We start from the raw sequence: 24583 nt of genomic DNA, 5'->3' as shown, positions 1-24583 counted from the left end.
TCTCTGCAAAGGGGAGGCGTCGGAGTCTGCGACAGCAAAATAGGGGCTGGACGAGTGGTCGGGAAAATCAGATTGGGCTTACGAGGAGGGAGATTTTTTCCGTGCCGAGCTGGTGCCCGGCACTACGTAGAACAGCGATTCAGCTCATTGACCACAGCGATCCCCTCGGCCTTGCGCCGAGAGGAACCCGTATCGATCAATCGTACAGCCAAGGTTTCAGCTCTTGCAGGTTCTTCACCACGATCTGCTGGGCTTCGGGTTTAGGGTCCAGATTCTTCGGATCGATCTGATAACGCTGCAAAACATATTTCACCAACGCCTGACGACTGGGGATTACCAACTGTCCGTCGACCATGCCGAAGTCGGTCTCGATGATCGCCCGCTGGGTGGGTGATAATCGTTGGTCCGGGGCAATCACCAGGTCCACGGCGGTCTCCCACACCGTGTCCTCGCTGATCAGGTTTTCTGACTTATCCAGTAACTCCGGCTCACCCCTCAGCCGGCTGAGTACGAAGTCGCGGTACTTGCGATTCTTCTCGCAGTAGGCCCGCACATGCCAGCGCATGCCGGTGTACACCAGGGTATGAGGCGCAATCAGGCGAATCTCCGGCTCCGGGTTGGCCAGGGAAACGTACTCGGTTTCCAGGCGCAGCCCTTCGCGGCAGGCCTTGAGCAGCGGGCGCAAAATCTGTGGCCGAATGCTGCGGTCAGGCACCTCCAGCACCTTGGTATGGGCATAGGCCAACGCCAGCCCTTCAATATGCGGCGCTCGTTCATTGTTCTGGTACAGCAGGTGCAAATAGGCGCTGGCGCTGTCGTCGATAAACCTCGGCTTGAACAGTTTGCTCGGGACATAGCCCTTGAGCTGCTTGTCATATGTCAAGTTTCGGGGCGCATGCTCGTTGATGTACGTGTTGATGTCCTTCGAGGCCTGCTGCCGGCTGATGCCGAAGCTCTGGATCAAGTGCCCCGTGGTCAGGCGCCCTTCCCACCAGGCGACGGTCTCGATCAGGCGATAGCGAAGTGCCAGGTCCCAGCGTACTTGCTCAATGGATTGCTTGCGTTTCATGACCCCTCCCATGTGTGCCATTACTTTACCTGTATCTGTCCACAGTATGGACCTGTAATCAAAGGCTACATATCGTGTGGCTGTCTTCGGGATTGCTCGGAGCTAAAAAAAGGAAAAAGGACATGGGTATGTCGGAGTTGATTTCGACAGGTGCGTTGGTGTTGATCGGTGTGATTCTGCTGGTGCTGTTGATGCAGTATCTGCGGCTGCGGGAGATCTGGAAGTTTGTGATGGGCTGTCGCACCGCGACACGCTGGGCGAAGATCCGGGAGATGGAGAATCGTGAGTTGAAGCGGGCGTTGCGGGCGGAAAGGGCGCGGGTGGCCGAGCTGCGGGGAAGGCTTGAGGTCACGTGAGGCTATACATGCCTGATCGCTTGCGGGCAAGCGATCAGGGTTGGAGCCACATTAAGCAGCCTGGAGCACCGCCATGCGACCGCTGGGCAGCGACAGTAGCAGCCGGTTCTCTTCCGAGTCGATCAGCTGTTTGGCTCGGTGTTCAATACGGTGGAAGGTTTCAGCTTTATCGCCGATGCTGCCGCGGACCAGTTGGCGATGTTGGTCATTGAGGAAGCCTTTATAGAGACCAATAGCACCTAGATAGCGTTCGGAACCATCCTCCAGAATTTGTTGTGCCAATTGCGGTTTGCCGACACGAGCAGCCAGCAGATACTCGGTGTGCATGCCCAGCGGCATGATTTCCAGCATCATGTGAGCGAAGTTGACCACCAGCTCATAGTGCTTGTTGGTCAGCTCGTTGCTGTTGTGCGCAAGGTTCAGAATGTTATCGATGAACGACAATGCGTGGTTGCGCTTGGCGGCTGCCGTGGCCAGGAGCGGGTGGGCCACTTCCTTGATTTCATGGGCCAAGCTGCGATCTTTCAACAGCGTACGGGCGACCTCTATGGCGCCGATGTAGTCGGTGACCTTGTCCATGTAGTAGATGATGTTTTGCGAGTGCAGGTCTTTGGAGATTTCGTCGACAGTGCTCTGGATCTTATCGAGTTTGGCGGCCAGGTATTTGGTCTGGATGATCAGGGCGCCCAAGATCACGCACGTCGAGGCGGCCGTAGCCAGGACCGTGGTCATTTGTGCGGCTTTGATCGCCTCTTCAGCAGACTTGATCAGCGTCTCCTTGAACGGCAAGTGCTGGATGATGCCGGTCTCGCCGCTGCCTGCTTTCCAGTAGGCCACTCCGTCATGGATGACGGCCTTGCCCTGTGCCAGCGCATCCAGCAGTTTTTTGGAGAAGGCGGACTCATCGAGCACCCAGATTTTTTGCAGCAGGTCGGCGGCGGCTTGCATTAGAAACGGTCCTCTTTTTCGTATTTTCGACGCATATAGGCGATCTGGATAACCGCCGGAATCGTGACTCGGTAGGCGGCGCCGCTGAACATAGGAATGGTGATGGCCAACGCCGCGACCGGCCCTGCGAAAGCGGCCACGGCACGCCCGCCTATCAACGCAGCGGCGCCGCCCGCGCCCATGGCAGCAGCACTGCCGAAGAACTGGCGCGCGGAGCTCGCGAGCCACGCCGACCACTCGAACGAGCCTTTACCGCCTGAGCTGATCGCCTTGATGATGGCCACTATCGGCATCGAATCAATGGCGTCTGGAAGGTTCATCGATTCCATGGCCTTGCGTTTTTCAGCATCGGACATGCTGTCCCAGGACTGTGCGACCAGCCGTTCGATCAGCGTGTTTTCAATGTCATAGGCCGACGCTTTACTGTCGTATTTGGCTTTTGCCTTGTCGCAGACGTCGCTGAGCATTTCCCGGTACAAAACACCCTGGCGGCGGAACAGGTTGACGATGGAGTCGCCGGCAAAATGCTGCAGCTCACCGGCGACCAACTTCCAGCATTGACGCCATTGGTCCGGTTGCCCCTCAAGCTGTTTGAATTGCGGGTCGTCGGCAATCTCGCTGGCCACGCGTTTTTCGCCGTCGTTATCGAACATCAGGTACTTGGCCAGTTGGCGGATGTCGTCTTCTGTGCAGTACTGGAGAAACGCCAGGTCATCATCCGGTCGGTAGGTGATACCCATTGCTGTAATCCTTTGTCTGTAATGAAAAGTGGGAGAGCGCCTGCCTAGCGATCCTCCTGAATCACCCAGCGCACTTCGATGCGCCGTTGTTGGGCGTCCTCGGGGGCGATGCCGGGAATGGGCTGGGAGTCGCCGTAGCCGGCCACCACCACGCGTTTGGCACTGGCCGTGTCTAGGTCACCGATGATCAACTTGCGCGCCTCTCGGGCGCGGGCGGCGGACAGGGTGAAGTTATCGTCGTATACCGTGCAAAACGCTTCGAAGTTGGTCACTGGGCGTGATACGGGCAAGTTGTCGGTATGGCCTTCGACGTACACTTTCCCGCTGCTGAAGGTGGCCAGGAAGTCAGCGATACGCGCCTCGATGCTGGCGAATGCCAGTTTGGCCTCGTCCGTGACGCAGGCGCTCCCGCGGCCGAAAATACCGTCGCGCAGGGTCATCTTCTGCGCGTTGATGTCCAGCACGACCAACCCGTCGTTATCACTGGTCTCCAGCGAGGCCTTGAGTTGGCTGAGAATCGCGCCAACCATTTCGCGTTGTGAAGTGCTGCTTTTTTCCATCTCCTGCTTGTGCTTGAGGTCGGAGTAGGTCTTTTGCAGCACCGACATCACCAGCAGCAACATGACCACGGCCATGACTCCGGCCATCAGGTCAGCGATGGACACCCATTCATTTGGTTTGTCTTTCATGATGAAACCTTCATGCCTCTTCGGCACTTAGACTCAAGGGCTCGAGGCGCTGGGCGGGGTTTTCAAGCCGCTCTACAATCCGTTGCAGCGGGCCCTGCAATTGGCCAATCGCGTGTAACTGTCGCTCGTCGTCGGCAGCCGACTTGAGCGCGAGCAGGTGCTCGTCCAGGCGCTGCAGGCTATGCCCGATCATCTCGACCCGGCCGGCGACGGTATCCATCACGGGTTGCAAGGGGCTGGCGTGTTGGAGCTTTTGCAGTTCAGCGACGAGTTCCTCGATTGCGACGGCGCTACGGGCGGCTTTTTCAGTGACGTCCTGGAATTTAGAGTTGACGGCGATCATACCCCGACTACTTTCCGACACGGCCTTGAGGCCAGAGACAATGCGTTCACGCAGGTCCCCGACCAGGTCGGTCATGCTCCCAATGTTTATGTTCAGGTTTTCGCTGGTCCCCAGGAATTCGATTTGGGCATTCTTCTGGATTGCCATCGAGTCTTCGTTGGACTTCTGTATCTTGTCCATCGTCTGGCCGACACTACTGGACAGGTTGGTGACAGCTGTTGAAATACCGCCGGTGGCGTTGGCCATGGTCGCGGACATAGTGGCCATGTTGTCTGTGAAACTGTCTCCCATCTGGCCGATGGTACTGCCCAAGTCTTGCTTGATACTGCCCAGTACATCGGCAACACCATCCTTGAAACCACCGATAGCTGACTGCAGTTCCTTGGCTGACAGGCCCACGTCGCTGGCAGCACCGGCCATCTGCGTGGCCGCCTCGGAAATCGCTGCCAGGTTGCTGATATTGGCCTCCATATGCTCCAGGCTTTTTTGCGCGGCATGGGCGGCCTTGAGCTGTTGTTTCTGCCCTTCGTTGTTCTGTTGCTGAGTGCTGGCGGTGTCGCGCAAAGCGTCCAGGGCTTGCTCGGTGTGGTTGTTGAGGGTCTGAACTTCGGGCAGCAGGGCTTGCTGCAGGTCCTGGATGGCGGAGTGGGTCGCGTGCAGCGTGACGCCTTGTTGTTGTAGATGCGTGACGGTTTCCAGCAGGGCGTCGCGTGCCTGGTTATTGCTGGTGTTAAGCGTCTGCACTTCAGGTAACAGGGTTTGTTGCAGGTCATGGATGGCCGAGTGGGTCGCCCCCAGCTTGACGCCGTGTTGCTGCAGGTGAGTGAGCGTCTCTTGCAGTGCATCACGAGCCTGGGCATTGCTGGCGTTGAGGGCCTGCATCTCGGGCGCCAAGGCCTGCTGCAATGCCTGGACAGCCTTGTGAGTGGCAACCTGGATGGCACCAGAATGCTTGTTCAGCGTGCATTGGGTTTCAAGCAGCGCGTGATTCGCTTGTCCTTGGCTGACCAGTGTCTGGTCAATTCTGCCCAAGGCCTCGATCAGTGCATATTGGGTTTGCTGGCGTTCCTGCTGTTGAGCCAGGCGGCTAAAGTCGAAGGCGGCTTTCATCTTGCCGACACACCAACGCAGGCGCCGCTCTTCGTACCCGTTGCGAGCCGACCATGCCTTGAGCAGCAGGAAGGCCATGATGCCCCAGGTGGATGTTTTGAACTTGGTGCCCAGGCCTTCCATCATGCCCATCAGGTTAGCCATGGCATTGTCCATGCCGCCCCCTGCATTGGCTTCGAGCAGGATGGTCGAGGCCTTGTTCAGGGCGATACCCAAGCCGAGGAACGTACCGAGCAGCCCCAGAATCAGCAGGATACCAGGCATGATGTCCGCGAGTTTTTCGCCGGGGCTGGCCACGGCAGCACTGATCTCATTGACCGAACCGTGTTCCACGTCCAAGTCATCGACTTGACCGTTGCCGTTCCACCGCTTTTCCCAGGACTCGGAGGTAGCGCCACGCCATACGCCGATCAGCGTCGCGGCGATCAGGATCAGAAACAGGCCGCCAAAAAACAGCTGGATAGGGTCGTTTCCTGGGATCAGGAACGCGATGATTTCGTCGAACTTCACGCCACCACCTCGACTAGCCTGGCAGCCCGGGCGCGACTGGCTTCCTCAAAGATATTGGCGAAGTCGATGATCAGGAACTGCTCGGACTCGCTGAGCTCCTCCCATTGTTTGCCGTGTTGGGCACACTCGATGATGATCATCCCGGCAGCGCTGCTGTCTTCGAGCAGGTATTCCTTGTCGGCGAAATCCTCGGGATTTTTCTCCAGCATTTGCAGGAAACCTTCAGCGGCAAACACGTAGCTGCGCATTTCGTTGGCGCGTTTGCGCTTGCTGTCCATCTGGGCTTTGAGGGCCGGCACTTTGGCCTGCAGGTCGGCCAGTATGGTGGCCTCTTCAGCATCCAGTTCAGACAGGCGCTGGCCGATTTCCAGGCGACGCAGCAGTACCTGGTCCTTGGCGATGGCTTGGCTGTGGGCTTTCCATTCCTGTTCCATGGTGTCCAGGTTGCAGCCCCAGGCCATGATCATTTCTTCGAACACGAACGGGATCAACTTCTGCTGGAAGCGCGCGTAGATGACTTCGTCCAGGCGTTGGGTGTCGGTGTCGCTGATGCTCGGGGTCTTCTTCAGCAGCTCGGCGCCTATCTCCATCAGGAACAGGTCGTCGGCATTGATAACGTGGATGTCTTGCGCCAGCATCAGGCGTTTTTCGGTGTCCTTGAGCAACTTTTGCGCGGCACGCAAGCGCAGGTAGTGCTCAAAGTCCTCAATGTTGTTGTTTTCCATGACGTGGGTGATACGCGTGTGGAGCTGCGCATAGCTGGTAATCAGGCTGGCGAGGTCGATGGCCTTGGCGGCATCGCCACGCACCTCGCTGCGGGCCTCGCGGAAGGTTTCTTCGTGTTCCGCCGCGGTGGCCATTTCTTCTTTACTGAGGTTTATGTCGTGCAGGTCCTTGGCTCTCTGAATGACCCAGTGGATGGCGGCATCGAGTTTTTTCGCCATGGAGGTCTTGTCCCAGGCCACCAAGGCATCCAGCGCTTTGTCGAAGGCCGCGATGGCTCCGGCGACCCAAGGAAAGGCGGGCAACGCGGCCGAAGTCCATTGCACAGCGAGCTTCAGAGCCGGCTGTACGACCTTTTCAATAAAGGGCTTCACTTTCTGCCAGACGCTTTTGACCGTCCCGACAAACGTCTCAGCCTTTTCTGCCATCAAGCCAATCGCTTTGCTGGCGACCTCTTTAGTTTTTTCCCAGGCCGACGAGGCAACTTTTTTGATGCCGCCCCACACTTTTGAAAGAAATCCCATGACGTTGCTCATTATTAAGTTATTGAAGGCCTAGCAGGCTCTTGGCACGGGCCACGTCCTGCTCGCTGTGTATTCGGGTGGAAGGCGGTGTTGCTACCTGGTGGTGACTGGCCAGGACTTCATCGATAGCGGCGTGCAAGTGCTCGGCGTGCAGGCACGGGGGCACGCCGTTTTTCTCGGCGGCAAGAAAAGACTTGGGCAGTGCCAGGCGCATGCACGTGCGGATTTCTCGGCCAGATAGCCCGTCGGAACGTAGGCTGGCACTGTCGATCAACGCTTCGCGCGGCCCGGCTAGCGGAATCTGCGGCACCAGAAAACGCTCCCAAAGCTGTTGCCGGGCGCCCAGGTCGGGCAAACAGAATTCGACGTGGTAACCGATCCTGCTGCGAAAGGCTTCGTCATAATTCTTGGCAAAATTGGTGGCAAACACCACGATGCCCTCGAAACGCTCCAGCTCGATCAGCAAGGTCGAGCGCATGGCATTGACCTCGTTGTCCACGCCCTGGGTTACGGACGACAAGCGCTTGCCCAGCAACGTGTCGGCTTCATCGAAGAACAGCAGAGACCCGGTTTGCCGGGCCTGTTCGAAGGTCGTCTGAATGTTCTTGGCCGTATCGCCCATGAATTTGCTTTCCAGCTCAGCAATACCCAGCGCCATGAACGGCAGCCCAAGCTGACCGGCGAGGGCCTCGGCACATAAGGTTTTGCCGGTCCCGGGCGGGCCATAGAAGTTCAAGATGGCGGTCATGCCCATTGGGTCTACGGCAGCAAAGCCCCAGTCCTGATAGATCTTCGTATGAAAGCGCAGGCGTGCCAGGCACTCATCCAACTGCAGGCGGGTGCGCGCGGGCAGCACCACATCCCGCGAAAGGTTGAAACGCGCTTCGCGCAGAGGTGTTTGCAGCGCAGGGGGCATCGCCTCCGATAAACGCCGATGGGCGATCGAAGGGGGAATATCAGTCATGGGAGAGCCTGGAGTGAGCGGGGGCCGTTAGGCAGGTGCAGCAGAGCCTTGGGCCAACAGAGCGGATCCTTCGCTGTGACATGGTAACTGCCTTGTACTGCCGGGCCTGGGAGATGTTGTCAATTGGATAGGAGCCTACTACAGGGGGTGGCTAGTTGCTACCATCCTTTAGGCGAAGGTCATTTATTGGCAACCGGAGATTACTCAGGCTGACAGTGACCAGTCCAGCTCGCTTCAAACTTGACCAGGTCCGTATATACACGTTGGAGAGCTTCAATCTGATGGGACAGTTGCTGTTTTTTGTCTGCAATCGCTTTATTTGCCTTATGCCAAGGCAGCTCATCGCCCTGGGCGCTATGCAGAATGCCCAGCAGTTCCTTGAGCTTGAAACCCAACTGTTGAGCACACTTGATGAACTTCAGCAGTTCGACGCTCTCTGCGGAGTAAATCCGATAACGGCCTTCCCGTTGCGGCGGCGGCAACAGGCCGATCGCCTCATAGTGACGAATCGCCTTGATCGTGGTGCCCGACAATTGCGCGGCTTTGCCGATGTACATGAAAAGTCCTTTTCCCAAAGAGTGCGCCGGCCTGTTTCAGCCATTGTTCCCGCTGCGCTGGCGTGGAGCCCAGCACCGGTCCGAACTGCAACGTCTTGATCGGGTGGATGCCACAGAACGCCAGCGTCGTCTTGCGCATCTGATGCAGCGCAGGCATGCGGTAGAACCACCTGTAATACCACTGCGGCGAGTCGAGGGTCACCAGCAAATGCGCGGTTCGGCCCTTCAGGAGTTTCTCGGGGAAGGCCTTGCCCTTGCGATATTTGAAGGCGAAACCGGACAGGAAAATCCGGTCGATAAAACCCTTCATCAACGCCGGGATGCCGCCCCACCAGATGGGGAAAACAAATGTCAGATGATTGGCCCACAGGATGTCGGACTGGGCGTTGAGCAGGTCCGGCTCCAGGGGTTGGACCTGGCTGTAGCCGTTGTGCAAGATGGGGTCGAACGTCAGGTCGCCCAGGCGCAGAACGCGTACTTCGTGGCCGGCAGTTTTGGCCCGGGTGATGTAGGTGTCGGTGAGGGCAGAGCAGAAGCTGGTGCTCGAAGGATGGCCGAGGATGACCAGGATGCTTTGGCTCATGGTGGTGGAGTCCTGAAAGTTGGGCGTTCAGGGTGAGGTGTGACCTTAAGGGGAGAGTCAAGAAGTGGCAGTGATTGGGAATGGCCAGGAAGACTCATCCCTTTCATTTGCAGGACGTTTCCTAGAGAATTCCAAGCGCTTGCGCCAGCAAAATCCCGCGACTAGTCTGCGTTCCGTCACTGCATATTCGGTGATCGGGTTTAGTCGCCCGGACAACGCTAGGCGCACAGCGCCATCTCAAAGCCAGGTATTTATCGCCTGCACTTTATGGTGGCTGTGCGCAGGGCACCTTCGGGTGCGCCGGTGCCTAGCGGCCGGTCGACTAACCTGCGTACAGCTGCCACCTTCTGATCGTTTAGTCGCGAGAAGTTAGTGGTTCAACTCACTGCTAGGAGTTCTACCATGGTCAAAGTTACCCCCGATCCACCCGCCTTCCACAAAGCCTTACTCCGCGACACTGATGCCTCGCGCCGAGTGATTGATCGCTACCTCAAAGCGCCGGATGCGCAGCCTTCACCCAACCCGTTTACCGTTGATGACGAACTGAGTTTCGAAGATGCGCTGGCTCATGCTGCCGAGCTGTTGCATTGCGCCGTGGCGACCGCCCAGGCGTCGACCGAGCCGCTGAATGGTTCGCAGCGGGCGGTGATGCATTTGGTGGAAATGTCGAAGGTGGTGGTGGATCGAGCGCTGGATTGTTTGCAGCCGAGGTGAGGATCCTAAGCCCACGCTGAGGTTGCGATGCATTTGGTCAGCGATCTACTGACCAAATGCTTATCATCATGGCTCAGGGGCGGAAATCCCGGCAGACGATCGCCATGGATTAAAGCGGTCCCCTCAGGCGTATGGCTTGAAGTCATTGCGGTCGCGAGTGAGTAGCTGCATCAGTTTGGGATGAATGAAGAGCTTTTCCTTTCCAACCTGCACCTCTTGCAGAACGTCAATGGCGACTAGCTCTTTGAGGTAGCGGGAGGCCGCTTGACGCTGTGCAATCTGTTTGTCGACTACGTTGCTGATACGGCAGTAGGGCTGTTCGAAAATGACGTCTACCAGCTCGCGGGAATAGGTTTTCGGCAACTGCTCACGAACAAACTGAGAGGTGTGCTCGGACAGGCTGCGGATAGCGGCAATTTTTGCACAGGTCCAGCGTGCTGTTTCCTCCACGGCGCTGAGCATGTACAGCAGCCAGGGCTCCCAGGCTTGTTCGCGAGTGACGTCTAGCAACAAGCGGTAGTAATCGGCCCTATGGGCAATGATGTAACGGCTAAGGTAGAGAATCGGTAGATTCAGCAGGCCTTCCTGGATCAGGTACAGAGTGTTGAGCACTCGCCCGGTACGGCCATTGCCGTCGGTGAAGGGGTGAATGGCTTCGAATTGATAGTGACCTACTGCCATACGTACCAGTGGATCCAGGTCGGTCTCGTTGTGCAGGAAACGCTCCCAGTCGGCGAGCATGTCACGCAAGCGATCTTCGCCTTCCGGTGGTGTATAGATAATCTCTCCGGTTCGGTCATTGGCTAACTGGACACCTGGCACCCGACGTATATCCATGTTCACGCCCTTCAGCGTGCGGCAGATTTCGACTGCAGTACCTGTGGAGAGTGGGCGTTCGGCCAACGATTGATAACCTTTTTGCAGAGCTCTGCGGTAGCGCAGTGCTTCCTTGGTCGCCGGATCGGCATGGCTATCTCCATTTTGAGCATGCTGAAAAAGCAAGTCCGTGGTGGTGACAATACTTTCGATCTCCGAACTGTCCTTGGCTTCCAGCAATGGGATGGTGTTGATCAGCATTGTCTGGTTTGGGATCAACTCCGCCGCCTGCTTCAGCTCGGCCAAGGCTGTGCGGGCCTCAATGCAACGTTTGAGCACTGCACGGGTTTCCAGCTCAGTGGTCGGAGGCAAGGGGGGAAGCTGGTTATAGGGCTTGTCAGCCTGCCAGGGAAGGTGGGATGTGGTCATGGATGGGGGCCTGGTCTTTGAAGTTTCCATCTAAAGGCAAGGAGGGCTCATCAGAGCACCCTTTCGTAGCGTCAGTGTAAACATGCGTGCCTTACGTGTCGCTGGATTTTGATTTCTGCGACACGATATGTTTTTGTGTCGTTGGTGGCGACACGTTCACCCAACGTGTTCTTGAAAAGAGGTTTTAGCGACGTATAGGGCGGAGGTTCTGCGAATGGAAGAGAGTGCTTGAGTACTCGTTGGGGCGGTTGGCAAGTTCCCCAAAGAGTCTGATGCTTGATAAGTGCAGTACTTTTCTCCAAGCATTAAAAAGCCGGCTTGTGGTCGGCTTTTTTGATAGATAAGTTGTTGATTTTAAAGATAAATTTTTATAATACGCTCTCTGTTCCCCCAATTGTCCCCCCATCCAGCGCGCGCGTGAGGGGTTTTGGTATTGAGCAAATGCCAATCTCATCCATGCTTCCTGCTTGGTCCGTTCTTTTGCCGAGCAGCAGATCTTCGTCTTGATGCTTTGATGTTACGGTTTTCCTAGGGCGTTCGCCCCCAAAGATTCTACCTACAGCAAAATATTTGTGGTCAGATCAGTCTCACGCTAAAAATACAAAACTCCTGATGCAAGGCCACATCAGAAACGGCACAAGGCTCGTCAATTGAAGTCATTGAAGTAATCTCGACTATGCAGTTGCGGCCTGTATATTTCTGGGTTTTAGGATCGTACTCGCGAAGGTTAACATAATCCCCAATCTGATAGTTTCGATCATTTCGACGTAGCTCGTGTGTTCGAAGACCGATAGACAGTTGGCCAAAAAATTTAGGCCAGCTTTTTAGTTCATGCGTGTTCAACTTTATTTTCCTCGAGTGCAGGAGAAAAGTCCGAGTAATCGAAATTCAGGTTTAGTGATTCCATAGTTTGTGGTGGAGCTATTTCGGTTACAAGTTCCAAAGTATTTTCTGCTTTCGGAGGTAGGTCGTCAGCTGATTTTGACTGGTTGCTTGTACTGGAAAGTTCAATATTCCTAATTCTGTCGAAAGGCTGTCTATTTGCTCTGGTCAGTGCGTCAAGTAATTCTGCGGTCATTCGCACAAGCTCAACAAGCTCTTCGTTTTTTATAAAGAAGTTTTCTGCTTCGCTGTCAATATATATAACTCCGGCTACGGCAGGTGCGCCGGTGGATGAACTATCTGGCTCTAGTAGTGGAATGGCCAGCACGAATTTCACCCCGCTAGACATTGTTCTCGATGCTTCGTTGAGTTGCAATGAGTCCATTGCTTCACTTAATTGCTCGGAAGCTATTTTTGATACGGATCTGACAATTTTTCGACAGCGGTATGCAATTCCTATCGTTCCATTATTCGCTGGAAAAGTTCTTGCTGCCGCTGTTTTGTCTCCTCTGGCCGTGTCTGTCCCCTGATAATCGCAAGCTTGCTGTAGTAGCTCTTCGTCCCCGAAAGATATCGCGCGATGTAAGGTTACTCTTAGACGCCCTGGCTCTGTGTGGCGGGAACAAATCAACCCGGCGAGTGTAGCGCAGAAAGCGGTCGCCATCAGTTCCGTCGGGCCGGGTAAATATTCTTTTCGCCAGTGTGCACGCTGAGTATCATTGACCATAAAGCTGTCTTGGCTTTTACCCCGCGTGTCGAAGTAACCGCCTGGCCAGCGTGCACGGTCAGGCTGAGAGAATGGATCCGGCTTAGCGTCGCCACGCCTAGTGTTTATTGCTTTATAGAGGTGGTCAGACAAAATCGCCATAAGTTGGTCATCGCGGTGTGTACCATGACGCCGCACAATGTTGCTCTTATGAATAGAGTGTTGCTTAATTAACTTTTCTTCGTCTAAGGTCGAAGGTACAAAGCCACCGCATTTATAGAGAAAAAATATAAGAGCTTTATTTTGAAAAGAAATTCGAGAGGTTGGTGGGTCGAGTAACTGCGACAGGTTCTTTACTTGTAGATGTAATATTACATCTGTATCTCGTCGAAGGCGCCTTGAAAGCTGTTTTATTACCTCCTCGAACGCGGCACTAGTGTTCTCGTTGCATTCTAAAGCTTCAAAGTCAGCGAATAGTCCTTTTCGATGCTCGTCATCTGTATACTTAGTGTGTAGTTTTTGAATGAGAGTGAACAGGCTTTTTTTATCATTGAAGAGCTCTTCAAGGATACGATCTTGTCGATACTGTGAGATGCGGAGACGCAGCACGTCAATCATTGCCCCATCTCCTTGGCCGGAAACCAAGAATGTGCGGCGAGGTTGGTCTAAGCTCGGCTGTCCCATCGTTTCATTTCGCCAGTAAGAAAGCGCGCCGTCCCGTTCAACTCCGAACCCGATTGCTAGAATAACCAGATCAAAAGTATCGGATCGACCGACATTGCTCTGCGAACTGTCCTGAACAGTAGTGCCATCTATTGCTGTTCTTTTTTCACCAACCCATTCAAGTTTCAAACGAGCCGTGCCATCAGCACATTCGTGTATTTGGAGGTGTCGGGTGTTGCAATATAGAGTAGGTTTCCTATCTGAGCCGACAAGAGTTTTTTTCCACTCAGAAAGTACCTGAACCACTACATCAGAAGCTCGAGCCGCTGTCCAATTCAGGACGGGCAACATTGCCACGCTTGCCTGGCTGCCTTCTCGAGGCCAATCATAAATGCGAGGGTGTAACCATCGCGAGTCACTTCCCTGCTGAAGTGGGAGAAGTGTGTCTCTTTGTTCGAATATTGTGATATCCGCGACTGCACCTTTTGAAATTAATCCTGCAGCAACTGATAATCCTGCAAAGCCAGCACCCACTATTGCTATTTTAAACAATGGAGCTGTTATGTCGGTCGGCTCCATTGATGTAGTAGGTACAAGCCCTGATTCTACCGCCGCCCAAGCGAGGTTAAGCGCACGCGTTTGCTGGCTAAACACCGTTACGCCAGTATCAAAAGTACCGACTAAATACAGGGCCGTGCCATCAACTTTATACGCTTTAAGTGCTTCCGTTGCGGGGGGGGTAGCGATATTATTCATCGCCATTCTCCTCTCGCTTTTCAAGCCAAGCATAAATCTCAGCAAGCGAGACATCATCTGTGACCTCCAGGACTTGATTCGACGAAAGTGTTCGGGCAAATTCATCTAGCTGTTCGGCAGCCGCTTTCACGTAATTTAAAAAGTTTCGTTCTTCAACTCGTCCTCTCAAACCGAGACGTTTCGAAATCAACTCTACAGGTTGTTTTAGATAAAGGTAACCTAGAGGCGAAGGTAGCTTTTTCAGGATGATGTCTGAAACAACTTCATATGCGGAAAAGTCACTATCGAGGCGCATTGACGCCCAAACTCTATCGGATCCGAAAGACCAATCGCAAAAGTGAATTACGTCGGAGTTGATGCTCGCTACCAAATGTGCGTGTTGCATCAGAAAAGAAAGATCGTAGGGAAGGTAACCGAGAATTTGGTTATGACGTTCGGCGCCCCAGAATAGGTTTTGTTCGTGTTGCTCGGCAAGCAGTGGCTGAGTCTCGTTAGACTCCGCGACAAGCTTCCTGGCGAGCGTTGTCTTGCCGGAGCCGAACACTCCAAGGATTTCAATCCTCCGCCCCGATAACTGTTCGGGTGTCTCTTTGGGGGCTAGAGTGACCATCAATAATCCTTAGTAGTAAGCTATTTACTGTGTGATCTTGGATCACAATTGCGCGGATAGCCAGCATCGAAAATAGCCAAGTGGTCGATGCCAGGCGCTCGAAGCGAGATGATAAAGCATGGCTCCTCGCTTTACATGGGAATGCTGTGCCGCGTACCTAAATTCTGGCAGGTCAGGTCAGTTTTTCGATTAAAAGAATATTTCAAGAAAAAACCAACGTCATGAGATGAGGCTTTTCGCCTTACCCTTTTGATTATTTTAAAAATTCCCATGTTTTTCTCTTATCAGTTCCGCCATGCATTCACCAGTTGCCTTCGCCCTTCTGGCCGACCCAAGCTGGCATTCCCAGACGACAAATACTCTCCATCCGGCTGTTTCGAGCAGCTTTGTCACTCGGTCATCTCGAGCGACATTTTTCTCAAATTTTTCAACCCAAAATGCTGTGTTGCTTTTCGGTATCGTGGCGATGTTGCAGTCGACATGCCTATGCCAAAAGCAACCGTGAACGAAAACCACGGCCTTGTACCTAGGAAACACAAGGTCGGGCTTTCCGGGTAAGTCAGCCCCATTTAGCCGGTAGCGGAGGCCGAGACTATGTAACGCCTTACGCAGTGCTATTTCTGGGCGAGTGTTACTCCCCTTGATCCGCGCCATCCGTTCTGACCGCTCTTTAGGGGAGAGGAAGTCGGTCATATCCGACCTCCAGGCGCAGAGCTCTTAGGCCGGGCTTTCATCTCCCTCCTTAACCAGTTCGTAGAAAGGAAGCCCACGAATTACCTCTCCCGAAACATCGAAAGACTTATACAGGCAGTGATGATTAGGTAGCGTCTTCACACGTTCTGATAGTTCGGCAAGATCCGATGTAAAGCCGAGGACTCCCAGTTCGGCTGGCGTGATGTTTGGTACCTTGTGGATAAACCAGGAGAGTAGTGGTTCCCTGTAGTCGGTCGCGCCGACCTTAAAGTGCCTAAGGAATTGCGATGCTAGGATCACGCCAGTGCCAAATTCCCGGCCCTGCAGCAAAAGCTTGCGTAGAACGTCGAACTCGTAACGCATGATATTGTCGGCTTCGTCCACCAGTAGGTAGGAGTCGATCGCCCTGAGCTGCGGGTCGGTGCCAGTAAAAGCTCGCTTGGGTACCTTGAGCATGTTCTCGTAAAACATGTTTAGTAAGATGGCAACGAGCATGTTTTTGCTGCGGTCGTCTTGTCCCATGGAGCTTAGGGATATCACCACAACGCCATCGAAGAATTCGTCAAAAGGTTTTGTTTCCCCTTTGGCCTTTGCAAACACCTCCATGTCCACCAGATCGTCAATGATCGCCATTGGTGCGTCCGACTTCCCGCCAAGTATTTCTCTGTACTCTGCATGGATGTCGTAGATCGTAGGCTGGCGGTCTTGAGCATTAGCTGCCTCGTACGCGTTACGGACAGCTGCTTTGAGTTTGTCCCGCTGCACGGGGCCTATTCCCGAGTAAACCTTGTCGAGGACATCTGCGAAAAACCGGAAGCGATCCAGCCATGGTGCTGAAGATTCCCCCATTCCAGTGATGTCGAAGAGGTTCAGGGGAAGGTGATAGGGCTTCACCACCTTTGCCCCGGTAGCCTCTACGAAATCCGGACTACTAAAGTCGCTCTTATAATCGAAGATCAAGAAGCGTGGCTTGATCCCACGGTTTGCATCACTGGCTCTGGATATCTGCAGGATAAGCGACTTGAGGAATTGGGTCTTACCTGTGCCGAGGTCACCTGCCACACCGATGTTCAACTGATTGAGTCGAGTATCGGATATGTTCAGGCTTAGCTGTCTTGGCTCGAAACCATCAACTGTTTTGCCTACGGAGAGGATTACGCCTGCGCCAAACTCGTCAGGTGTTAAGGAAGGTGCGATCTCTCCATTTGAATTGCTGGAGGATGTTTCTTCATTGATTAACTGCACAACGGGTTCGTTGTTTGAAATTATCGAAGGGTCTACCGACCGCTCGCTTTCCGCCGCAGAACTGTCGAAAGGAGGCGAGCTGGTATTCTGGGCTAGCAGGGGAGGTAATAATCCCCAATCGCCCACCTTGGCCCGCACGGCGTCGTAGAATGACTGTGGATCACCGTCGAGTACGATACGACCTGCATCCTTACTTGAAATGACAATCGTCTCGTCGAAATTGTCGCCATCACGATTATGTGGGCCGCTGAGGCTTGATTCGTCGACGACGATAAGTCGTCCCCGTAAGTCTAGAGTAGGTCTCGAGTCAGGATCGAGGATCGCTGCGGCGATTAGCTCGTGGTACCCGGCCCAGCGGGTAGAATGTCCTTCTACTGCCTGATGCTGACTGTAGACTCGTAAGCCAAAGCCAATCATCGAGAGTAGTAGATGTTGGTAGGCCAGGCTCCATGCCAAAGATTTGTTGGCGCGTTCCTCGATGGCTTGCAAGAGTTTTGAGAGTGCTCTGGCTTGAGAAAGGGCTTCGACGGAGTCGGTGACTCCGAACACGCTTCCTTGGCGGCACTTGACCTCTATCGGCGTCAGATGCAGGTGAACTTTGCCGCTGCTGATTCGCACGCCGACGACAAGCAGGTCGGGGCGTGAAAGGGAGGTGTCTTTGCGCTCCTTGCCGAGGGAGCGTGCAAGGTCGGCAAGATAACCTCTGAACGGGTCGACGGGAACGATTATTGCGATTGTGATTTCCTCTGGCGAACCCGCGAGCACTGGTAACAAGCTGTTCAGGTTTCCTTCGGTCCGGAACTGGTCTTGAAGGAGTCGGACCGCTAGGAATAAGCCCAGGTCGCCTGTAGCGCCTGTATCGTCTCCGGAGAGACCGCGAACGGTGGGGATTCCTCTTCTAGCGACCTCTAGGAGAATCTGCTCGATCTTTGAGTCGTCTAAGTTGTCGCATCCTGGAAGGGGCTTCAGAACACGGCGTAAGGCATCACGATCGGCTTGCTTGACCTGTGACAAGAGGTAGTAGCCGCTGGTATCGCCTGCGCGATGGGAGTACGAAGGGAGGTCGTAGTCCCATAGGTAAGTGCCTTCGATCCAACCACCCAAAAAGCAAGCTGGGTCAATTGCAGAAGACGAGACTGCAACATAGCCGGCGCTATTTTCCTTAAGCATGTCGGACACTGCGTGGACGCTAGGCGAGAACTGCAGGCCAACCTTACGGTCCCTCATCCGTTCAACCATAAGCATGCATGCTGAAACCTTGTCGGCGAATTGTTCGCCAGAGGGAGGCATCTGCCGGCCTTGACGGGATTCACTTAAGAATGAGCCTTGAAGCTGACGCCTGACCCTGTGTCTGATTAGGCCGCCAACGCCCATCGGTGAGAGCATGCCTACATCCTTGGAGCCAGGTTCTGCCGAATCCAGTTGTGCAATAATGCCTAGATCCGGCGTGGCGCCTAACGGTTGTTTGTCATACCAGCGAACGTGGTTATCGGTGTCCTCGGAGAGGTTGGCGATAGTGGCCTGGTCAGGCCTTCCTGAAAGCCTAGTGTCGAAAACTTCCAAAATCTTCGCACCGACGCTTTGCATAGGTGTGTTCGCGCCTCCGTTACCAAACCGCTTTGTACACCAGTTGGTCAAACCTTCGTTGCAGGCATCGGTGGTACCGCCTGCGCTAGACACTACTAGACTGATAATGGGCTTTGCTGCAAGAAGGTTGGTTACATCGTCGAGTGCGCGCGAAACCTGAGCGGGGCTGAATCCACTTGAGATACCGCCGACAGTTAGGCCGAAGGTGTTGTCGAATGGGGGGCGGCGGGTACGGGCTGGTAGCTGGCCCAGGCGAGAGCCATTCCAAAGAACAGACCAGTAGTCGGAACTGCATTCGACGGACAAGAAGTCTATCCGCTCAACGCCACTCGGAGACTGAAGCGAGATGGTCAGCAGGTCGGGAACACAATCTGGGTCAAAAATACTTGCCGCCGGACAGGGCAAGGGTGAATCGCCTTCCACCTCGTCCCGTAGGACTTTCTGAGCAAGACAATGCCATGCAAGTCGTAATGGATGAAGGGGGGAAAGGATGATTGCTTCTGGAATTCTACTCAGGGTTCGTTCGTCTAGTTCTAGCGAGCAGACTGCAACGGTATCTATCCAACAAGCAATGTCCGGGTCAGTGTCGAGCCAAGACATGTAAGCATCGAGATAGGTTTCGGCGAGAACGCGAAACTCAGTGTCTTCCGAGAGCCAGGCTCCTAGCGTCGCAGACTCGATGAGCCCCGCTTGGTCTTCGCCTCGTATGTATTTTGCAATCTCTTGGCGAGTTTCCACGAATCCATTTGGTGGCTGGAAGCTCAGGATATTGGGGCGCGGGTCATGCAGGAAGCGGCCTTGCGAGAGAATGGGGCCATTAGGGGCATTCCAGTTGGGTGGAACCCAACTAGATACGTAGTCATCTGCTATCACTAGGGGTCTGAACGATTCGGCTACGTTCTGCTCCTCAAGTATCCAAGACTGCAGGCTTGAGGCGCGCGCATTCCGGTCCAGATGCACGACGGCCTTGGTATCGAATTTTTCGAGATGTCGACGGTTCAACTTGATTAGGCGCTCGAACTCGCTCCGGCAGCCTTCCTCCTTTGCCTCATCGCAAGCAAGGTAAACTCTGCAAGTTTGAGGGGAGGTATCGCCCAAGAGGTTGAAGGCTATATCTAATTGATACTTACCGTCGGCCTCCACTTCTACTAGATATTCATCCTCTCCTACGAGGCGCGCGTCGAGGGATTGTTGCTGCCCTTCTAGTTCAGTAGCATCGTCAGGCATTCCCTCCACGTTGCCGATGGTTGCTCCTGGTGACAGATGGAGACGCAGCTCATATCGACCCGAACCAGGCAGCGAAAGGGATGTCTCCCAGTCCATCGCTGCAGTCTTTTTACTAGGTTTCTTAGGCGGCGATAGTTTTGTCGCTAGCCGGCAGGTTACCAGTATCCCTGGCTTCCAGTTTATTAAGGAAATAACCCGGATACTTGCAGGCTTACACCCCGTAGAGGTGACCTTATAGGTTATCGGTGTCTTATGTGCGGGAGGGAGACGATCTGTGTATTCATTAATTCCGCTAGAGGATGCTAGTAACGGGGTTGGCGCCTTACCATAGGAACCTCCCGTCAGTAGAAACTCTTCTGGTTGACCGCTTTCGCTCGTAGAGATGGCTAGTTCCACCTTGTCGCGCACGATCGCTGGTAAGCCCTTGGTTGCGGGAATAATACTATTCGTGCATCGAATGCTGATCTCTCCGATGACTTCATCGGGCTCGTCGGCAAGCAGATCAGTCCATTGCTCTATAGTTAGCAACGTCCACCAACGGGGCGGAGAAACTAGGGATAGAGTTTTCCCTGGCAAATAAAAAGCCTGGGTTGCTCGTTCAAAGGCTGTAGGTACGTCGCAGCTTGTTTGAAGGTGGTGGAGCAATTCTCGAAGAGCTTGAACAATATCGTTAGGGGCACCGTGTGCTAGACGTTCAATACCAGTCTTGAAACCATCCGCAAGCTCATCTGCAATTTTAGCTATGACGGAGAGCTGTGCCTTCGACGAGACCCCATTGTCTGCCATTGGGGGGAGACCGCATGCCAGAGCAAGCGCATTTCCAGATGAGAGATGTAGTTGGGCGGTCTCTATCGAAAATATGCGAGATAGCATGCGCCATGAAGCGGCGTGGTTGGCGTGTTCTGAATCCACTTCGTCGATGGAGTTTGCAGCTGCACGGATTAATTGCTTCGCATCGTCTCTCTGCGAATCTACGATACCTGCGACGGTCAGTGCCACATTTACCGATTGCTGCACAAAACCGTCGTCCCACCATTTTTCGAGATCGGCACTCATGCCGAAGACATCACTTGAAGATTCGATCGAAAGGTTGTTGTGCTGGCCAGCAGGAACTAGCGCAACGAAACTGGAATTATTTGGATCATTTCGTACATCCAGCAAGTGGTCGTTATCGCATTTGCCAGACTCCCCGATACGAAGCTTATGGCTATTCATCTCGTCGGTTGGATACTGGAGCAGTACCGGTAGAGTCACCATACTACCGTCTATCCCAGACATAACTTGAATTCCCCCATCACGGGCGAGCTCCTCGTACACTTGCTCGAGAATCTCGAGGGGTGGGCCGCGGAAAATCAGCCGGTACTCAAATTTCTTGCCGCTAAGCCCCTGCGTTGCCCCCGACGCTTTTTCACGGACAATTGTTGCGAGCCAGTTTGCGAGTTTATTCATGTTCGTATTCCTGAAGGACTTGGCTCGTGTGGAACGGTGGCAATAGCAGCATGCCGCTCTCGGCATCTGGGCTATCGAGCACAAGACCGAGCATCCTTAGCTGGTGCCCCAAGTCATTCCTGGCTATATCGTGCTTATCTACGGTAACGCCGTAGGCTTCGAGATGTAGCCCTAGTCTATGGATTGAGCGAGGTCCACCCATCCCGGCGAGGGCGCAGTGGACTAGAGCCAACACAGCTACAGGTCCAAGGGATACGATCCATGGACTGGATGGACTGCTCCCTTTCTTCTTGAGGATATATCCCTGGTCATACCCTCTGAGCAACGGGACTGCAGTCTGGCGTTGCCCTAGCGCGTGCCTCGCGAACTCGAGCAGATTTGAGCCTATGCCTTTCCTGCATAGCAACGCGCGAGCTTCTTGCTCGCGTATATCGATAATGGTTTCGAGAGTCCCTGCGCGAAGGAGTGTATTTCTATGGTTTTGGATATGCTGGCAAAGTGCGGCAACTCCTTTACTTGAGGAGAAGTCGCCCTCGTAGGGGGCTCCTATTTGCTTGAGTGACCAAAGGAGCGTATTGATCCCCAGCCTGGCGTTTAGGTAGCTGGAAACCTTGTCTTTGATACCTTGAAGAGCCTTTCCGCCGTAAGCCATGTATTGCGGGGCCTCAGGGAAAATTGCGATCCTCACCTCTTGCTCGTTCGGCGCCGCGCCTTCGTTAAGTGCTGTAGAGAGACAGCTCCAAATTCTCGCGTGGACGTCACATAACCACGTTACATGGGACACTGCTCCTAGACGCAACACAGCCTCTAATAAACTAGTCCATTGCCGGCGAGTCATGGAGTCTTTCGCCTGCATGATGGCTTGCAGGTCTTTGGCAAATCGTCTGGCTGGCAGGAAGTGAATTTCCTGAAAGTCGGATGCCGTCAGTGTTGCCGCTTCCTCTTCCGGAATCCGCACTAGAGACCATGTACCTCCGCCTTGATTCCACGACGATGTCTCCTGCTCAAGCCAGCGGGCGAAGAAGTCGTCTTTATCATTGACACTTAGAGAGTCAAAGAGATGTTCCCAAAGGCGCTGCGCTGATTCCTGATCCTTTGAACCCAGGCAGACCATCCGGCGTATCAAGCTGCCGGCAGGCCAGGAGTTGCTACTTAGACGAGCGGAGCCGGAGAAGATCGCTGCTCCTGGTACGAGAGGAGTAACCTGCACAAAGCGTTTAGAGGATTGGTTAGGAAGTTTTGGGCTCTCCAATATCCCGTGAAGCACGGTATGCCAGGCATCCACGCCAATCACCGCTCCACTTGGCGGCAGTTGGCTCTTTTCTCGAAGCTTCTGTATGCGCCTATCTAGATCTCGTCCCGCCTGTGGCACGCTGCCTTCGCTCGCTGATCCAAAGCCTATCGTCCGGTAGAGCGAGGCTAGCAGGACCTCTGAACTTGCGTATTCCGGCGCAGGGCTCATAGCTAGGGCCGACTTCTGATAAATGCTATTGGAGAAGCGCCAAGGTGCTTGCTTGAATTCCATAAGGCTCATACGACCTCCTCCTTGCTCGCAACTAAGCCATCCCATGAACGAGCTACTACAGTGCCGTCTGACCCGATACGAATTTTGGCATGCTCGAGAAGTTCCTCATCCCGGACAATGGAACCAGAAAGACGAGCTTTTGTTGTATCCAATAGGGCCAAGACTGTACGAGGGAGGGAGGCAGGGGATAACCCCCTTTCTAGCTCCTTCACTGCCTTGAACAAGTCATAGGTAAGAGGGATTGGTTGCGCCGATTGCACATGGCCGACTCCGAGGTAACAGATTGGGGAGCGAGGTCGCCCTGAAGTGTTCTGGGGCAGCATCCTGACCTGACGTAGAGGCACAACCAATGTCGCCTGACGTTGCTTGGGTGGAAGTGGTTGTCCAAATGTAGTGGTCAGCGAGACCTCGAATTCCTGACCGGTATTCAGCAGGCCCTTCACTTGCTGCACAACCTCGTAAAGCTGGTGCTTGTCATTCTCTTCGACGACTAGTTGGAAAGCCTGCAGGATCTTGAAATCGGCAACTACTGCCGTTCGGGTGCAAATGCTTCTGCGGACTAGGCGGCAAGCAAAGTCGCGAAGTAAATGTTGAACACGACTGGCTGCGACGGGTCTCCTTCGTCGGACAATTGGCATAGAAAGCATTTCGTCTGCATTGGAGAGTCGCTTGAGTAGCTCAATCTCGTTTCGCGATAACACTTTATATTTGCGGATGAACTCTATTCCGCCGGCGAGGGAGCGACTAAAGCGAATGTCGAGGTCGCCGAGGCTAATCATGCTCTGGCTACTTACGGCGACCTGACTGTCGGGACTTGCGAATGCTGGGTCTAGGGTCTCGACAAGGCCTTCCAGCAATGGCGCAATTGTAGCCGGTAGGTAATGTGTCTTTCTTTCTGTGAGAAAATGCACAAGCCCCATCAGGGTTCGCCCAGCTTCGGCATCTAGCTCCTTTTCGAGCCCTAAGTCTTTGAGATCACGGCGGAGCGAGGTCGCTGCATCCTTGTCCCAACGATGGAAAAGTGCATGTTGGTAGCTTGACGTTGCTAGGTGAAAAATCGCAGTGAGCGTTTGTCGGTTGTGCTTTTTTGTGCCTGCTGCTTTGTGGTCAAGTTCGACTAGGTTCTCGGCCCATTGGCAAGGTGTTGATTGGTGTGTGTGTCTTGCTGAGTCATGAACTACAGGATGGTGCCCAGCCAACAAGTACGAGGTAAGGGAGAAAAGGTCACGGAAGCTCCAACGCTTGCCGCTGGCTAGTTCATACCAGCGTAGTATCTTTAGTAACGCAGTTCGGTGCTCGTCTCTGGCTAAGATAGCCTGGCTGGTACAGAAGGGGCATTTTTCTCCCGCTGGACATGCTCCCTTTGCGGGCCACATTTTGGATGCAGTGGCCTGGCCGATGAGGATTTCCGCTGGCGCCGAAGTCTCGTCGTCAGGTTTGACTAGGAGGGACTCTGCATCCATTGGCCAGACTGCAATCGATGGGAAGCCTTCGAGTGGCCAGCATGAAGGGGCATCGTACGCCAGGCTCACAGCCCTCGTAATAGCCTCGAGGATGACGCGCGGTTTTTCCAGATTATTGTCGATAGCATGGATCAACGCATCATCGAGGACGCCACGGTTAACGCAGCATAGGTAAGCTTGGGATGGTGGCCCATCCAGAAGCCTGCCGAGCTCCTCGATAAGGAGTGCTGGTGCAGTGCTTCCCTCGTGACCAGCTGTAGAAGTGGCGTCCTGAACTATATCCAAGCTCAGGCTACTATCGAATCTTGAAAGGCTTCCAGCATCGACGCTTACTATTCGTGGGACTTTGAAGCCCGCGGATGGATGGAACGCCTTTGACAGCTCTTTTATGAGCCGTCCCCCACAGCCTAGGCTCGCGTCTAGGCAGTGGATAGTGGACTCGATCGCTTCGGTTTTTCCATTACCTGGTCCGCCAACCAGAAGGATAATCCTCGGGATGCTCGTGCTGTCGGCCGGAAGCTTTTCGGCCCAGGCTTGGAGTCGAGCCAGAAGGCTTGTCCTTAATAATAGTTTGTTAGGCTGGCCGCTTTCGTTGTCTAAAAGCCGCTTCACTCCCCCCGAGTGATGGCCGGCCCAGTCGACAAGGGCAGCGGGGTAGCGCGCCCCTTCCATTTGGGTGCTATCCATTCCCCTCGACTCCTA

19 protein-coding genes are annotated in these 24583 nt (G+C 54.2%); 2 read left to right on the top strand and 17 right to left on the bottom strand.

Annotated elements, in window-relative coordinates; translation table 11 throughout:
• Nucleotides 1–196 precede the first annotated feature (196 nt).
• Nucleotides 197–1069 (bottom strand): WYL domain-containing protein, encoded by an 873-nt coding sequence (locus HKK54_RS06560; RefSeq protein ID WP_010174717.1) that lies wholly within the window; start codon nucleotides 1067–1069, stop codon nucleotides 197–199.
• 122 nt (nucleotides 1070–1191) lie between these two features.
• On the opposite strand from HKK54_RS06560, the gene HKK54_RS06555 reads away from it, so the two are divergent.
• Nucleotides 1192–1425 (top strand): hypothetical protein, encoded by a 234-nt coding sequence (locus tag HKK54_RS06555; protein ID WP_102369980.1) that lies wholly within the window; start codon nucleotides 1192–1194, stop codon nucleotides 1423–1425.
• Between the two features lie 51 nt (nucleotides 1426–1476).
• On the opposite strand, the gene HKK54_RS06550 is transcribed toward HKK54_RS06555, so the two are convergent.
• The 8 genes from HKK54_RS06550 to HKK54_RS06515 form a co-directional block, all read right to left on the bottom strand.
• Nucleotides 1477–2373 carry a hypothetical protein gene (locus tag HKK54_RS06550; RefSeq protein WP_169386410.1) on the bottom strand — a complete coding sequence of 299 codons (897 nt, stop codon included), beginning with the start codon at nucleotides 2371–2373 and terminating at the stop codon, nucleotides 1477–1479.
• A complete protein-coding gene (locus HKK54_RS06545) occupies nucleotides 2373–3113 on the bottom strand; it encodes a DUF3944 domain-containing protein (RefSeq protein ID WP_102369978.1) in 741 nt (246 codons plus the stop codon). Before HKK54_RS06545 ends, HKK54_RS06550 begins: the two co-directional genes overlap by 1 nt.
• 44 nt (nucleotides 3114–3157) lie before the next feature.
• Complete coding sequence (locus tag HKK54_RS06540; protein ID WP_169386409.1) at nucleotides 3158–3802, bottom strand: OmpA/MotB family protein; 645 nt, start codon at nucleotides 3800–3802, stop codon at nucleotides 3158–3160.
• A 10-nt stretch (nucleotides 3803–3812) separates the two neighbouring features.
• On the bottom strand, nucleotides 3813–5765 hold the full coding sequence (locus tag HKK54_RS06535) for a hypothetical protein (protein WP_169386408.1): 1953 nt from the start codon (nucleotides 5763–5765) through the stop codon (nucleotides 3813–3815).
• A complete protein-coding gene (locus HKK54_RS06530; RefSeq protein WP_169386407.1) occupies nucleotides 5762–7012 on the bottom strand; it encodes a hypothetical protein in 1251 nt (416 codons plus the stop codon). Before HKK54_RS06530 ends, HKK54_RS06535 begins: the two co-directional genes overlap by 4 nt.
• A gap of 19 nt (nucleotides 7013–7031) precedes the next feature.
• Entirely contained in the window at nucleotides 7032–7976 is a 945-nt protein-coding gene (locus HKK54_RS06525) for an ATP-binding protein (RefSeq protein ID WP_169386406.1), read from the bottom strand.
• A 200-nt stretch (nucleotides 7977–8176) separates the two neighbouring features.
• Nucleotides 8177–8533: a MerR family transcriptional regulator gene (locus HKK54_RS06520; RefSeq protein WP_169386405.1), complete on the bottom strand. Its 357-nt coding sequence runs from the start codon at nucleotides 8531–8533 to the stop codon at nucleotides 8177–8179.
• Nucleotides 8472–9116: an NAD(P)H-dependent oxidoreductase gene (locus tag HKK54_RS06515; RefSeq protein WP_169386404.1), complete on the bottom strand. Its 645-nt coding sequence runs from the start codon at nucleotides 9114–9116 to the stop codon at nucleotides 8472–8474. The genes HKK54_RS06520 and HKK54_RS06515 overlap by 62 nt, the downstream gene beginning before the upstream one ends.
• A gap of 402 nt (nucleotides 9117–9518) precedes the next feature.
• Here HKK54_RS06515 and HKK54_RS06510 point away from each other — a divergent pair, with 402 nt between their 5' ends.
• Nucleotides 9519–9830 (top strand): DUF6124 family protein, encoded by a 312-nt coding sequence (locus HKK54_RS06510; protein ID WP_010174728.1) that lies wholly within the window; start codon nucleotides 9519–9521, stop codon nucleotides 9828–9830.
• 123 nt (nucleotides 9831–9953) lie between these two features.
• Here HKK54_RS06510 and fic read toward each other — a convergent pair whose 3' ends face one another.
• The 8 genes from fic to HKK54_RS06470 form a co-directional block, all read right to left on the bottom strand.
• Nucleotides 9954–11075 (bottom strand): protein adenylyltransferase Fic, encoded by a 1122-nt coding sequence (gene fic, locus HKK54_RS06505; RefSeq protein ID WP_169386403.1) that lies wholly within the window; start codon nucleotides 11073–11075, stop codon nucleotides 9954–9956.
• Between the two features lie 576 nt (nucleotides 11076–11651).
• Entirely contained in the window at nucleotides 11652–11918 is a 267-nt protein-coding gene (locus HKK54_RS33945) for a DUF3850 domain-containing protein (protein ID WP_202026890.1), read from the bottom strand.
• A complete protein-coding gene (locus HKK54_RS06495) occupies nucleotides 11905–14082 on the bottom strand; it encodes a hypothetical protein (RefSeq protein ID WP_169386402.1) in 2178 nt (725 codons plus the stop codon). The genes HKK54_RS33945 and HKK54_RS06495 overlap by 14 nt, the downstream gene beginning before the upstream one ends.
• Nucleotides 14075–14692, bottom strand: coding sequence for a deoxynucleoside kinase (locus tag HKK54_RS06490; protein ID WP_169386401.1), 618 nt, complete (start codon nucleotides 14690–14692; stop codon nucleotides 14075–14077). The genes HKK54_RS06495 and HKK54_RS06490 overlap by 8 nt, the downstream gene beginning before the upstream one ends.
• Nucleotides 14693–14950: 258 nt before the next feature.
• Nucleotides 14951–15385, bottom strand: a complete 435-nt coding sequence (locus HKK54_RS06485) for a very short patch repair endonuclease (RefSeq protein ID WP_169386400.1) — start codon at nucleotides 15383–15385, stop codon at nucleotides 14951–14953.
• A gap of 24 nt (nucleotides 15386–15409) precedes the next feature.
• Entirely contained in the window at nucleotides 15410–20893 is a 5484-nt protein-coding gene (locus HKK54_RS06480) for an ATP-binding protein (protein WP_169386399.1), read from the bottom strand.
• Nucleotides 20886–22427 (bottom strand): hypothetical protein, encoded by a 1542-nt coding sequence (locus tag HKK54_RS06475; RefSeq protein ID WP_169386398.1) that lies wholly within the window; start codon nucleotides 22425–22427, stop codon nucleotides 20886–20888. Before HKK54_RS06475 ends, HKK54_RS06480 begins: the two co-directional genes overlap by 8 nt.
• Entirely contained in the window at nucleotides 22424–24568 is a 2145-nt protein-coding gene (locus HKK54_RS06470) for a hypothetical protein (protein WP_169386397.1), read from the bottom strand. The genes HKK54_RS06475 and HKK54_RS06470 overlap by 4 nt, the downstream gene beginning before the upstream one ends.
• Nucleotides 24569–24583 lie beyond the last annotated feature (15 nt).

This window comes from Pseudomonas sp. ADAK13, assembly GCF_012935715.1.
Taxonomy (GTDB): domain Bacteria; phylum Pseudomonadota; class Gammaproteobacteria; order Pseudomonadales; family Pseudomonadaceae; genus Aquipseudomonas.
Note: the sequence above shows the minus strand (reverse complement) of the source record. Positions and strands in the feature narration are given on the sequence as shown.